Here is a 247-nt window from a genome sequence, read left to right as displayed (position 1 = left end):
CCAAAATATCCGTATAAGCTTGAGACGTTTCCCCTTTCGGAAGAGAATAATGAACCCATACAGCAGTAATGATATAGACAAAACTAAGAAGAAAGAACACCATATGCCATCCAAAATGCTGACTAACAGCAGTACTTATTACTTGCCCTGCAATTCCAGCTACTAAAAAACCGGTACTAACAAACCCTATCGTTGTAACTTTTTTCTCTACTGGAAACATTTCTACAACGTAAGCTAACGCCACTGG

1 protein-coding gene is annotated in these 247 nt (G+C 38.9%); it reads right to left on the bottom strand.

All coding sequences use genetic code 11. From position 1 onward, the window contains the following. Positions 1-247: MFS transporter (locus JDS96_RS31380; protein ID WP_199669181.1), on the bottom strand; the 247-nt coding region annotated here is incomplete at both ends.

This window comes from Bacillus cereus group sp. N21, assembly GCF_016483395.1.
Lineage (GTDB): Bacteria > Bacillota > Bacilli > Bacillales > Bacillaceae_G > Bacillus_A > Bacillus_A pseudomycoides.
This window is presented reverse-complemented; position numbering and strand designations above follow the sequence as displayed.